The organism is Pantoea sp. SJZ147 (assembly GCF_007828605.1).
GTDB lineage: Bacteria > Pseudomonadota > Gammaproteobacteria > Enterobacterales > Enterobacteriaceae > Pantoea > Pantoea allii.
Window position 1 is genome coordinate 542,886 of record NZ_VIVB01000002.1, and the last position, 12,198, is coordinate 555,083.

The window sequence follows — 12,198 nt, forward strand, 5'->3', positions numbered from 1 at the left end:
GTGCATTGAATATTCTGGCGATCATGGGCGCGCACGGCGTGTTTTTCAAAGATGAACCCTTACGCGAGCTGGAAGTCGCACTGAGTCAGCAAGGTTTTCAACTTATCCATCCCAAAAATCATGACGATTTGCTCAAGCTCATTGAGCATAATCCCCGAATCAGCGGTGTCATTTTTGACTGGGATGAGCACAACAGCCCGGAGCTGTGCGGCGAAATTAATCAGCTCAATGAACATCTGCCGCTGTATGCCTTTATCAATACCCATTCTCAGATGGATATCAGCATCAACGAAATGCGTTTGCCCCTGCATTTCTTTGAGTACGCGCTGAATGCCGCCGAGGATATCGCCTTACACATTCGCCAGTACACGGATGACTACCTCGACAACATTACACCGCCGTTAACCAAAGCGTTGTTTACCTATGTGAAAGAGGGGAAGTACACCTTCTGTACGCCAGGGCATATGGCCGGCACCGCCTTCCAGAAAAGCCCGGTCGGCTGTTTGTTCTATGACTTTTTTGGCGCTAATACGCTGAAGTCCGATATCTCCATTTCGGTAACGGAACTGGGCTCGCTGCTTGATCATACCGGGCCGCATCTCGACGCTGAGGAGTACATCGCGAGAACCTTTGGTGCAGAACAGAGTTATATGGTGACTAACGGTACCTCGACCTCGAATAAGATCGTGGGGATGTATGCGGCACCGGCAGGCAGCACCATACTGGTGGATCGCAACTGCCATAAATCGCTCACCCACCTGTTGATGATGAGCGATTTGATCCCTGTCTGGCTGAAACCGACACGCAACGCACTAGGCATTCTGGGCGGGATTCCGCAAAAAGAATTCACCCGTGCCAGCATCGAGCAGAAGGTCGCCGCCACGCCGCGCGCAAGCTGGCCGGTCCATGCGGTGATCACCAACTCGACCTATGATGGTTTGCTCTACAACACGCAATACATCAAACAAACGCTGGACGTGCCATCGATCCACTTTGATTCTGCCTGGGTTCCTTATACTAATTTCCATCCTATCTATGAGGGAAAAAGCGGCATGAGTGGCGAGCGGGTGCCGGGTAAAGTCTTTTATGAAACCCAGTCCACGCATAAACTGCTGGCAGCGTTTTCTCAGGCGTCGCTGATTCATATTAAAGGCGAGTATGACGAGCAGACGTTTAATGAAGCCTACATGATGCACACCACCACCTCACCCAACTATGCCATCGTTTCATCCATTGAGACGGCGGCGGCGATGCTGCGGGGGAATCCGGGTAAAAGGCTTATCAATCGCTCAGTGGAACGCGCACTGCACTTTCGTCGCGAGATACAGCGGTTGCGAGAGGAGTGCGACAGCTGGTTTTTTGATATCTGGCAGCCCGAACACGTCGATGAAGCCCAGTGCTGGCCGATCCAGCCGGGGGAAGAAGACTGGCATGGATTTACCCAGGCCGATCGCGATCATATGTACCTTGATCCGATCAAAGTGACCATTCTGACACCGGGCATGAGCGAGCTGGGCGAGATGGCAGAAGAGGGGATTCCGGCCGCGCTGGTGGCAAAATTTTTGGATGAGCGCGGGATTGTGGTTGAAAAAACCGGCCCTTACAATCTGCTGTTCCTCTTCAGCATCGGCATCGATAAAACCAAAGCGATGAGCGTGCTGCGGGGATTAACGGAATTTAAGCGCGCCTACGATCTCAATCTTCGGGTCAAAAATATGTTGCCGGATCTCTATGCGGAAGATCCTGATTTTTACCGTAACATGCGTATTCAGACGCTGGCGCAGGGGATTCATCGTCTCATCCAGCAACATGATCTACCCAGGCTCATGTTGAAAGCGTTTGATGTCTTACCCGAAATGAAAATGACGCCGCATCAGGCTTTTCAGCAGCAGGTCAAAGGCAATATTGAAACGGTGAGCATCAATGCGCTGGTGGGCCGCATCTCCGCCAACATGATCCTGCCTTATCCTCCCGGTGTCCCGCTGGTAATGCCCGGTGAAATGATCACAGAACAAAGTCGCGCCGTACTCGACTTCCTGTTAATGCTGTGTAGCATTGGACGCCATTATCCCGGCTTTGAGACAGATATTCACGGCGCGACCTTAACCGAAGAGGGTGAGTATCGGGTTCGTGTGCTGAAACAGGCTGAATACCAGGATATCAATGTTTAACAGGGAGCAAACATGCTGCAGCTAACGCACATCCATCACATCGCCATCATTGCGTCTGACTACCCGCGCAGTAAAGCTTTTTACTGCGACATTCTGGGCTTTGAATTGCAAAGCGAGCACTACCGTGAAGCGCGTGATTCCTGGAAAGGTGATCTGGCATTGAACGGCCAGTATACGATTGAGCTGTTTTCTTTTCCGACGCCGCCTGCCCGCGTCAGTCAACCGGAAGCCTGCGGCTTACGTCATCTGGCCTTTAGCGTACCGGATGTCGAGGCCGCGGCAGATTATCTGGCGAGCCAGGGCGTAACATGTGAACCGATTCGCATCGATGCGCTGACCGGTAAACCCTGTACGTTCTTTGCCGATCCGGATGGTTTGCCGCTGGAACTCTATCAAGCGTAAAATAGCGACTTTATGGCTACACCGCTAGCCGTCTCATGGATTGACATCATGTCTGATTTCGACGCACTGCTGAATGAGCGTGACGCGCTGGTCGTGGCCTTTAGCGGTGGCCTGGATTCGACCGTCCTGCTGCATCAGCTTCGGGCCTGGCAGCAACGTCATCCGTTATCCCGGCTACGTGCGCTGCATGTGCACCATGGCCTCAGCCGGAATGCCGATGACTGGGCGGCGCACTGCCTGAATGTGTGCGAACAGTGGCAGATCCCCTGTGACGTTCTGCGTGTGCAGATCGCGGAGAAGGGACAGGGCATCGAAGCGGCGGCGCGTCAGGCGCGTTATCAGGCACTGAGCCAGGCACTCCACGGGGATGAAAAGCTGCTGACTGCGCAGCATCTGGACGATCAGTGTGAAACGCTGCTCCTGGCGCTGAAGCGCGGCAGCGGCCCGGCGGGCCTGGCGGCCATGCCGATGGTGGCCATGCTTGCCGGACATCCCTTATTAAGGCCACTGCTACACCATTCCCGCCTGAGCCTGGAGCAGTATGCCGACGCGCACCAACTGACCTGGGTCGAGGATGAAAGTAATCAGGATGTGCGTTATGACCGCAACTTTTTACGTCAGCAGCTATTACCTGCGGTACTGAGCCGCTGGCCGCATTTTGCCGAGGCGACGGCACGCAGTGCCGCCTTGTGTGGTGAGCAGGAGCAACTCCTGGATGAATTGCTGGCCGGGCAACTCAGCGAGCTAATACAACCCGACGGTAGCCTGTGCTTTACGCCGTTAGTGACCATGAGTGAGGCGAAAGGGAATGCCCTGTTGCGTCGCTGGCTGGCCAGACAGGGTGAGAAGATGCCCTCGCGGGAAGCATTACGCCGTATTCGTCAGGACGTCATGCTCTGCCGGGAGGATGCCCAGCCGCGGTTAACGTTAGGGAACCACGAGATCCGTCGCTACCGCCAGCAGCTTTACCGCTTGCCTCTCAGTGCGTCCTTAACCGACTGTGAAATGGCATGGCCTGACCTCAATCAGCCCCTGGTTTTACCGCAGAACCTGGGCGTACTCACGTCCGAAAAAAACGTGAGTACGCTTCGCTGTCCACAGCCGGAGGAGCAGGTATTCGTGCGGTTTTACGCAACAGGCTATGTTCATATTGTGAATCGCACAGGGGGACGTGACATAAAGAAAATCTGGCAGATGCTGAATATTCCCCCCTGGCAGCGTACGCGCATTCCATTAATTTATTTTAATCAGACACTGATTAGCGCACCCGGGCTGTTTGTCACCCGTGAGGGCGCAAGTCAGGATGCCCATGGCTGGCAAGTCAACTGGCAGAAAACGACGGGAGCGCCATGATGATACAACGACTAGCAGCCTTGCTGCTGCTAACCGTCTTACCGGCCCACGCCGCAGGCGATGTGAAAGCGGGCGAACAACGTTCGGCCGCCTGCATGGCCTGCCACGGGGCACAGGGGAAAGCGACCGCGCCCCTTTATCCTAATCTGGCCGGGCAAAATGCCGCTTATCTTAATCATGCGTTACAGGCGTATAAAAAAGGGGAACGAAGCGGTGGTCAGGCTGAAGTGATGAAGGCGTTTGTCGCAGGCTTAAGTGATGACGATATGGCAAACTTAGCCGCGTACTACAGTGCGTTAAAACCTTGATGAGATGGGCGGGAGTGCATCCCGCCCGACGGGAAGTGAATTACTCTTCGCTGACAACAACGGTGCCAAGTTCAGGATGGCTAAAGCTGGCAATGTGGTCGAGACGTAGCTCGCGTGTTTCACCGGAAAGATCAATCGCCAGGTACTCAACGTTTTTACGTGAAAGAATATCCCTGGCCTTGGCCTTGAGCTGTTCGCCATCTTTCAACTCCAGCGTCAGCATCCAGTTTTTTTGGCAGGCGAGTTCCAGATTATCGTAGTCATCGCAATTGATGGGTTTATAAGCTTCATTCATCAACATAGTCGCTCACCAATAAGTTTGCGGCGGCGTAGGCCGCCTGTTCCCTGAGAGAAGCATTTAGCGCAGCATTCGCGGCAATATCATCAAGCGCTTTTAAGGCGCAGCCTATCGCATCGGGTACATATCCCAGATCCCCGCTGCCGATTTCGGCATATTTTTGGCGAACTAACTCACAATATTTTTGCACAGGCACCTCCTCAGCAGAGCATAAATACCCTGGTTGATTAGCGACTATATCACAGGCATTTCCAGAAAATCAGCCAGGCAAAAGCAGGAACAACGCGCAAATCACTGCTAAAGTAGCTGGCTATGCAGTATCAGACGACTCAGGATAAAGCACGAAAGGTTAAGTTGATGAACAGCCCAGGACAAAAACACACGAATTGGACGCAGGCAGGTGGCAGATGATTATGCTGTCACGTAACGTGGAGCTGCCGGACAGTGAAATTGAGCTGACGGCCATTCGGGCGCAGGGTTCCGGCGGTCAGCATGTGAATAAAACCAGCACCGCCATTCATTTGCGTTTTGACATTGCCGCCTCGTCCTTGCCACCGTTCTATAAAGAGCGGCTGTTAAATGCCAGCCATCATTTAATTACGGGTGAGGGAACCGTCATCATTAAGGCGCAGGAATACCGTAGTCAGGAGATGAACCGGGAAGCGGCACTGCAGCGGCTGATCAACCTGATTCGTGAGCTTACCACGGTAGAGAAAGTCCGGCGGTCAACGCGGCCTACGCGCGCTTCGAAAGAGCGCAGGCTGGAAGGCAAGTCGCGTCGCAGTAGTACCAAAGCGCTGCGCGGCAAGGTGCAATAACGCTTAGATGCTTATGCGCGCGGGACTTAATAACCGCAATACGTGTCTGTGGGTTCTGAAAGCGTAAATAAGCGACAGAGCAGGGCGTTATTCAGCGGGGAATAAAAACGCCCCATGAAGGGGCGTTTTGAGGGCGTTACTTATTCAGTGCGTTAAGCAGGAACCCGACAATCTCATCCTGCTTGATCATCTGTTTCTCACCGGCACGACGGGCTTTATACTCAATCTCGTGGTTATCAAGATTGCGGTCGCCAATCACGATGGTGTGCGGTACGCCAATCAGTTCCATATCGGCAAACATCACACCCGGACGCTCTTTACGATCGTCCAAAATCACTTCTACGCCTTTGGCGCGCAGCGTGTTGTACAGCTCTTCTGCTAACTCTTTCACGCGGAACGATTTCTGCATGTTCATGGGCAGAATCGCCACCTCAAAAGGTGCCAGTGCTGCAGGCCAGATGATGCCGCGATCGTCATGGTTTTGCTCGATGGCTGCCGCAACGACACGGGTAATACCGATACCGTAACAGCCCATGGTCATGACCTGGTTACGACCATCCTCACCCTGTACAGAGGCTTTCATCGCTTCGGAGTACTTGGTGCCCAGCTGGAAAATATGGCCGACTTCGATACCGCGTTTAATCTGCAATGTGCCTTTGCCGTCCGGGCTAAGGTCGCCTTCCACAACATTGCGGATATCGGCCACCTGCGCCATAGGAAGATCGCGTTCCCAGTTGATGCCGAAATAATGTTTACCATCAATGTTGGCACCGGCGCTGAAATCGCTCATCTTCGCCACCGTACGGTCGGCAATAACCGGCATATTCAGCCCGACCGGGCCGAGCGAGCCTGGACCGGCACCGACCGCTGCGCGGATCTCGTCTTCTGTCGCGAACGTCAGGGGAGAAGCGACAAGCGGTGATTTTTCTGCCTTGATTTCATTCAGCTCGTGATCGCCGCGAACCAGTAACGCAACCAATGCGTGACCGCTTTCTTCTGCGCCCTTAACCATCAGGGTTTTCACGGTTTTCTCAATCGGCAGCTGGAACTGACTCACCAGTTCTGCGATGGTTTTGGCATTCGGCGTATCGATCTGGCGCATCTCTTCTGCAGGCGCAGGACGATCGCCAGCTGGCGCGACGGCTTCAGCCAGTTCAATGTTGGCAGCGAAGTCAGACTCCGTGGAGAAAATCACATCATCTTCACCACTTTGTGCCAGTACCTGGAACTCGTGAGATGCGCTTCCACCAATCGAACCGGTATCAGCCTGCACCGCGCGGAAATCCAGGCCCATACGGCTGAAAATCTGGCTGTAGGCGCGGTACATCGCGTCATAGGTTTCCTGCAGCGATTCCTGGGTCGTATGGAAAGAGTAAGCATCTTTCATGATGAATTCACGCGAACGCATCACGCCAAAGCGCGGGCGCACTTCATCACGGAATTTGGTCTGGATTTGATACAGATTCAGCGGCAGCTGCTTATATGAGCTCAGCTCATTGCGAATCAGATCGGTAATCACTTCTTCATGCGTCGGGCCGAGCACAAACGGACGCTCGTGGCGATCCGCAACACGCAGTAATTCTGGGCCGTACTGCTCCCAGCGCCCGCTCTCTTGCCACAGGTCTGCGGGTTGGACCACAGGCATTGAAATCTCAATGGCACCGGCGTTGTTCATTTCTTCACGAACGATGTTTTCGACTTTTTTTAATACGCGCAGACCGGTTGGCAGCCAGGTATATAAACCCGAAGCCAGTTTACGGATCATTCCGGCACGCAGCATCAGCTGATGGCTGATCACTTCCGCGTCAGAAGGTGTCTCTTTCTGAGTAGAGAGCAGATATTGAGTAGTACGCATTGATTACGATTCCAGTTGATCGGAAATTCACAGACAAAAATTTGCTGGCGGCTAGTGTACCAGTGAGATCACTGGCTAAAAAGCGGGTTTTAACGCGGATCGATAGCCACGACTTCTGTCCCTGCCTCATCAATGCGCCAGCGCACATTAAACTCCAGTAGCCAGGCGGCATATTCCCGGTCCTGGGTTTCACCTTTACGGTAAGCGGGCCGCGGATCCTGAGCGAGTACTTCGCTGATAAATCTCGCCAGATGGGGATAGCGGCCGTGTTGTTGCAGTTGCTGCTGGGCGTGCGGTGAAAACCGGACCGGCATGGTGCTTTCCGGCGCGGACTGGGCAAAACCTGCACGAGCCTGGGGCAGGGCTTCGGCAAAAGGCAGGTAGGGTTTGATATCGACAACCGGTGTACCGTCTACCAAATCCAGACTGCCCAACTGCAGAATGACCTGTTGTTTCTCGCAGCGAATGCCTTTGAGCTCAACCAGCGACATGCCAACAGGGTTGGGGCGAAAGGTGGATCGTGTGGCAAAAACGCCCATGCGGGCGTTACCGCCCAGGCGCGGCGGTCGCACAGTAGGACGCCAGCCACCGTCCATGGTCTGATGAAAAACGAACAGTATCCAGAGATGGCTGAAGTCTTCCAGGCCGCGCACCGCATCCGCCTGATTGTAAGGCGGCAAAAGATGCAGTTCGCCGCCGCCATCCTGAACCAGCCCCGGCTGGCGCGGCACGGCGAACTTCTCTTTCCATGGTGAACGGATCACGCCGATTTGCGCAAAGGCGAATTCACTCATTGACTGGTGACTTTCAGCGCCGATCCCTGACAAACAGCCTGACGGTAGCAGCCTTGCGTGCTGCTGACGATTTCACATTTATGCAGCAGCACAGCATTGGCTTTCATCTGTGACGCTTTGATTTGCATACGTTTACGTGCGGTAGCGATATTGGGGGGCGAACTCTGGTTGCTTACCTGGCAATCTTCAGCGGACACTTCGCCCAGATCGCGGAAGGGTTTGCTCACCAGATCGGCAGCGTCGGTATAAACCTTAACAGGTGCGGGTCGATACGTTGGCTTACGTGTCGGTTCGCTGGGTTGCTGCGGCTGAGAAGGTGCGCTGCTTATTGGGTGGTACTCTCGAACACACCCTGTCAGCATCAATGCTAACAAGCAGAGCGGTAAAAAACGCATGGCAACATCCTCAAGTTTCAAAAAGTGGCGTTATTGAAACAAGGACACGGATAAATAACAAGTCAGCAAAGCGCAATAACAGAAAGGGCGGCTAAAAGCCGCCCTGAGGGAAGATGTCAGACGGGATTACCAGCCTTTAACCGCGCCGCCGTTAAAGACTTTATTCGCGGCGTCAGCAACTTCGTCAGACTGATAAGCCTGAACGAATTTCTTCACGTTTTCCGCGTCTTTGTTGTCTTCACGCGCCACAATCAGGTTGACGTAGGGTGAGTCTTTGTCTTCAACAAAGATGCCATCTTTCGCCGGCGTCAGGCCAATCTGGCTGGCGTAAGTGGTATTGATCACCGCCAGCGCAATTTGCTGATCGTCCAGTGAACGTGGCAGCTGCGGTGCTTCCAGCTCAACAATTTTCAGGTGTTTTGGATTCTCAACGATATCCAGTGAGGTTGGCAGCAGGCCCACACCGTCTTTCAGCTTAATCAGGCCAACTTTCTGCAGCAGAAGCAGCGAGCGACCCAGATTGGTTGGGTCATTAGGAATCGCCACCTGTGCGCCATCCTGCAGTTGATCAAGTGATTTGATTTTTTTCGAGTAGCCAGCAATCGGATAAACAAAAGAATTACCAACGGATACCAGCTTGTAACCGCGATCTTTGATTTGTTGATCCAGATACGGTTTGTGCTGGAAGGCGTTCACATCAATATCGCCTTTACTCAACGCTTCGTTAGGCAGCACGTAGTCGTTAAACGTGACCAGCTCAACATCCAGGCCATACTTGTCTTTAGCAACCTTGGCCGCAGCTTCTGCAACCTGCTGCTCTGCGCCTACGATCACACCCACTTTAATGTGGTTTGGATCTTTAGCTTTTTGATCGCATCCTGCCAGCGCAATCGCGCCAATTAATGCACCCACAGCGGCAATTTTTTTAAATTTGAAAGACATATCCTTTCCTTAAGAGTGATATTGCTTGCTTATTTATGGGACACAGCACGCACGATGCGGTCACCACAGAATTGTATGAGATACACCAAAACGACTAATAACACTAATACCGTATTCATCACCGTGGCGTTATATCCGATATAACCATATTGGTAGCCAATCTGGCCCAGGCCGCCCGCGCCTACTGCGCCGCCCATTGCGGAGTAGCCAACCAGCGTAATCAGCGTGATGGTGGCAGCATTGACCAGGCCGGGCAGCGCTTCAGGCAGCAGGACTTTACGGACGATTTGCATCGGCGTTGCGCCCATTGCGCGCGAGGCTTCAATCAATCCGGTCGGAAGTTCCAACAGCGCGTTTTCAACCATACGGGCAATAAACGGGGCTGCGCCCACAGTCAGCGGCACGATGGCGGCCTGCAGACCGATTGAGGTGCCGACAATAATGCGGGTAAACGGAATCATCCATACCAGCAGGATAATAAAAGGAATAGAACGGAAGATGTTGACCAGCGCCGACAGCACCCGGTACAAGCCTTTGTTTTCAAGAATCTGCCCCGGACGGGTAACGTATAACAGCACGCCCACCGGTAAACCCAGCACGAAACCGAAAAAGCCAGAGACAAAGGTCATCATCAACGTTTCCCACACGCCGCGCCCCAGCAACGCAATCATCGCTTCAGACATAACCTAATACCTCTACTTTTACATGATGTTCTTGCAGCCACTGAATAGCGGCTTGTGTATCACTTTCACTGCCGTGAATTTCCGCCAGCATGATGCCGAACTTCACACCGCCGGCGTAATCCATCTGCGCACTGATAATATTGTTATTGATATTAAAACGACGTGCGGCTTCAGACAGTAAAGGTGCATCAACGGACTGCCCGGTGAATTCCATACGCAGCAACGGCATGCTTTCAGGACCGGCTTCAGGCGACAGGCGCTGTTGATAATCGTCTGGAATATCCAGATGCAGTGTTGACTGGATAAACTGCTGTGCCAGCGGCGTTTTAGGATGCGAGAAGACTTCGCTCACGCTGTCCTTTTCGATTAGCTCACCTTGACTGATCACCGCGACCTGATCGCAGATGCGCTTTACGACATCCATCTCATGCGTAATCAACAGAATGGTCAGGCCGAGACGACGGTTAATATCTTTGAGCAATTCAAGAATCGAACGCGTGGTGGCTGGATCGAGCGCGCTGGTGGCTTCATCGCACAGCAGAACCTTGGGGTTGCTCGCCAGCGCACGCGCAATGGCAACACGCTGTTTCTGACCACCGGAAAGATTGGCTGGCCAGGCGTCGTGCTTATCAGCCAGACCGACCAGGTCTAACAGTTCAGCCACACGCTTTTTAATCTCGTCACGGGTGAGGTTGCCCAGCTCTAACGGCAGGGCAACGTTGCCAGATACCGTGCGGGAGTTCATCAGGTTAAAATGCTGAAAAATCATGCCAATCTGGCGACGCGCCTGAGTCAACTGCCGTTCACTCAGCGCCGTTAAATCCGCACCATCAACCAGTACCCGGCCTGAGGTAGGGCGTTCAAGCAGATTAACGCAACGAATGAGCGTACTTTTACCGGCACCGGATGCGCCGATGACGCCATAGATTTGTCCGGCAGGCACATGCAGGCTGACATTGGATAACGCCTGTATCGAACGCGAACCTTGCTGGAACACTTTGGTGATATTTTCTAATTTAATCATTACGTTATTTATTATCGTCTTGCATTGTCCGTGGTCTGGTGTGCTTCCATAGATGAAAGCATGCATAAGCTGGATGGATGGTAAGGCATCCAGACGTCTAAATCAATGGAAGTGATTCAATCTGACATTCTCCCTTTTATGGCAATCGTGCGATACTAAGCGGCAATTTTTATAGCAGGAGTTTTTACGTGACGAATCAAGTCCCGGCCATTTTTCTCGATCGCGATGGCACCCTCAATGTTGATCACGGCTATGTCCATGAAATCGATAATTTCCAGTTTATCGATGGCGTCATTGAAGCATTACAGCAGTTAAAGAAGATGGGCTTTGCGCTGGTGGTCGTAACCAACCAATCCGGCATTGCACGCGGTATGTTTAGCGAAGATCAGTTTATGCGGCTCACCGAGTGGATGGACTGGTCATTGGCCGATCGGGATATCGATCTTGATGGTATCTATTTCTGTCCGCATCTCCCCGATGCGACGATTGAAGAATTTCGCCAGCAGTGTGACTGCCGTAAACCTCAGCCAGGGATGTTTCTGTCAGCACAAAAGGAGCTGCACATCGATATGGCTGCTTCTTATATGGTAGGTGACAAACTGGAAGATATGCAGGCCGCTCAGGCCGCTGGCGTAGGTAAAAAAGTATTAGTGCGCAGCGGTAAGCCGGTTACGGCTGAAGGTGAGGCCCTGGCTGACTGGGTCATCGCGAGTCTTGCCGAGCTGCCTTCGCGCATTAAAAACGCGTAAAACAGCGCTTTTGTGCAAATTTCAGACGAACAGCAAAAAAGTTTAAATTTGCACTTGCGCTCTGTGAAAGCTTCCCTATAATGCGCCTCCACTGACACGGCACAACGGCTTACGGAACGCGGTGTCGGGAGGTTCAGGAAACTGAGCCGCCGGAGAAAAACTTCTGAAAAAGAGGTTGACTCTGAAGGAGGAAAGCGTAATATACGCCACCTCGCGACAGACGGTTAACCCGCTGTTCGCACTGCTCTTTAACAATTTATCAGACAATCTGTGTGGGCACTCGCAGGATTGATATCAGCGTCTCCGGACGTAAAAAATATCAAGTCTCACGAGTGAACACATAATGAAATTCATTATGACGTTTTACAGATGAGCACCGCTGAACTGGTTTCAGCAAATCAAACTT

General features: G+C 52.8%; 14 protein-coding genes. 6 read left to right on the forward strand and 8 right to left on the reverse strand.

The window, feature by feature from the left end; all coding sequences use genetic code 11:
* Positions 1-5: 5 nt before the first annotated feature.
* The 4 genes from FBY13_RS05135 to FBY13_RS05150 are packed head-to-tail and all read left to right on the forward strand — an operon-like array spanning position 6 to position 4,234.
* Positions 6-2,171: a lysine decarboxylase LdcC gene (locus FBY13_RS05135; protein WP_063878487.1), complete on the forward strand. Its 2,166-nt coding sequence runs from the start codon at positions 6-8 to the stop codon at positions 2,169-2,171.
* A 12-nt stretch (positions 2,172-2,183) separates the two neighbouring features.
* Entirely contained in the window at positions 2,184-2,573 is a 390-nt protein-coding gene (locus FBY13_RS05140) for a VOC family protein (RefSeq protein WP_145393650.1), read from the forward strand.
* A gap of 48 nt (positions 2,574-2,621) precedes the next feature.
* Entirely contained in the window at positions 2,622-3,926 is a 1,305-nt protein-coding gene (gene tilS, locus FBY13_RS05145) for a tRNA lysidine(34) synthetase TilS (RefSeq protein WP_145393651.1), read from the forward strand.
* Positions 3,923-4,234 carry a cytochrome c gene (locus FBY13_RS05150; protein ID WP_370513131.1) on the forward strand — a complete coding sequence of 104 codons (312 nt, stop codon included), beginning with the start codon at positions 3,923-3,925 and terminating at the stop codon, positions 4,232-4,234. Before tilS ends, FBY13_RS05150 begins: the two co-directional genes overlap by 4 nt.
* A 40-nt stretch (positions 4,235-4,274) precedes the next feature.
* On the opposite strand, the gene rof is transcribed toward FBY13_RS05150, so the two are convergent.
* Both rof and FBY13_RS05160 read right to left on the reverse strand, forming a co-directional pair.
* Positions 4,275-4,535: a Rho-binding antiterminator gene (gene rof / locus FBY13_RS05155; protein ID WP_063878490.1), complete on the reverse strand. Its 261-nt coding sequence runs from the start codon at positions 4,533-4,535 to the stop codon at positions 4,275-4,277.
* Positions 4,522-4,722, reverse strand: a complete 201-nt coding sequence (locus FBY13_RS05160; protein WP_063878491.1) for a YaeP family protein — start codon at positions 4,720-4,722, stop codon at positions 4,522-4,524. The genes rof and FBY13_RS05160 overlap by 14 nt, the downstream gene beginning before the upstream one ends.
* A 217-nt stretch (positions 4,723-4,939) precedes the next feature.
* Here FBY13_RS05160 and arfB point away from each other — a divergent pair, with 217 nt between their 5' ends.
* Entirely contained in the window at positions 4,940-5,350 is a 411-nt protein-coding gene (gene arfB, locus FBY13_RS05165; RefSeq protein ID WP_063878492.1) for an alternative ribosome rescue aminoacyl-tRNA hydrolase ArfB, read from the forward strand.
* 136 nt (positions 5,351-5,486) lie between these two features.
* Here arfB and proS read toward each other — a convergent pair whose 3' ends face one another.
* The 6 genes from proS to metN form a co-directional block, all read right to left on the reverse strand.
* A complete protein-coding gene (gene proS / locus FBY13_RS05170) occupies positions 5,487-7,205 on the reverse strand; it encodes a proline--tRNA ligase (protein WP_063878493.1) in 1,719 nt (572 codons plus the stop codon).
* 89 nt (positions 7,206-7,294) lie between these two features.
* Positions 7,295-7,999, reverse strand: a complete 705-nt coding sequence (tsaA, locus tag FBY13_RS05175) for a tRNA (N6-threonylcarbamoyladenosine(37)-N6)-methyltransferase TrmO (RefSeq protein WP_145393652.1) — start codon at positions 7,997-7,999, stop codon at positions 7,295-7,297.
* On the reverse strand, positions 7,996-8,394 hold the full coding sequence (gene rcsF / locus FBY13_RS05180) for an Rcs stress response system protein RcsF (protein WP_145393653.1): 399 nt from the start codon (positions 8,392-8,394) through the stop codon (positions 7,996-7,998). Before rcsF ends, tsaA begins: the two co-directional genes overlap by 4 nt.
* A gap of 126 nt (positions 8,395-8,520) precedes the next feature.
* Positions 8,521-9,336, reverse strand: a complete 816-nt coding sequence (locus FBY13_RS05185; protein ID WP_014592975.1) for a MetQ/NlpA family lipoprotein — start codon at positions 9,334-9,336, stop codon at positions 8,521-8,523.
* Between the two features lie 29 nt (positions 9,337-9,365).
* Entirely contained in the window at positions 9,366-10,019 is a 654-nt protein-coding gene (locus tag FBY13_RS05190) for a methionine ABC transporter permease MetI (protein WP_013024713.1), read from the reverse strand.
* Complete coding sequence (gene metN, locus FBY13_RS05195; RefSeq protein WP_145393654.1) at positions 10,012-11,043, reverse strand: methionine ABC transporter ATP-binding protein MetN; 1,032 nt, start codon at positions 11,041-11,043, stop codon at positions 10,012-10,014. The genes FBY13_RS05190 and metN overlap by 8 nt, the downstream gene beginning before the upstream one ends.
* Before the next feature lie 188 nt (positions 11,044-11,231).
* On the opposite strand from metN, the gene gmhB reads away from it, so the two are divergent.
* Entirely contained in the window at positions 11,232-11,792 is a 561-nt protein-coding gene (gene gmhB, locus FBY13_RS05200) for a D-glycero-beta-D-manno-heptose 1,7-bisphosphate 7-phosphatase (RefSeq protein ID WP_145393655.1), read from the forward strand.
* Positions 11,793-12,198: the final 406 nt, after the last annotated feature.